General features: G+C 40.4%; 1 protein-coding gene. It reads left to right on the top strand.

Going from position 1 to position 334, the window contains the following annotated elements; genetic code table 11:
• Positions 1 to 28: 28 nt before the first annotated feature.
• Positions 29 to 334: ribosomal protein S5 (locus QVP90_RS19975; protein WP_369678149.1), on the top strand; the 306-nt coding region annotated here is incomplete at its 3' end.

Raw genomic sequence — 334 nt, 5'->3', positions numbered from 1 at the left:
GTAACGGTGGACTTAAATTTTAATCATTATGGCAATTAATAATAGAGTTAAGATTACAAACGATATAGAACTGAAAGACCGTTTGGTTGCTATTAATCGTGTAACCAAAGTAACCAAAGGTGGTAGAACTTTTAGTTTCTCTGCAATTGTTGTTGTAGGTAACGAAGAAGGCATCATCGGTTGGGGTCTTGGTAAAGCTGGTGAAGTTACCGCAGCTATCGCTAAAGGTGTTGAATCAGCTAAGAAGAATCTGACGAAAGTACCTGTACTGAAGGGTACTGTTCCTCACGAACAGTCCGCTAAGTTTGGTGGCGCGGAAGTATTCATCAAGCCT

The sequence above is a fragment of the Bacteroides sp. CAG:189 genome, from assembly GCF_000432295.1.
GTDB classification, from domain to species: domain Bacteria; phylum Bacteroidota; class Bacteroidia; order Bacteroidales; family Bacteroidaceae; genus Bacteroides; species Bacteroides salyersiae.
Note: the sequence above shows the minus strand (reverse complement) of the source record. Positions and strands in the feature narration are given on the sequence as shown.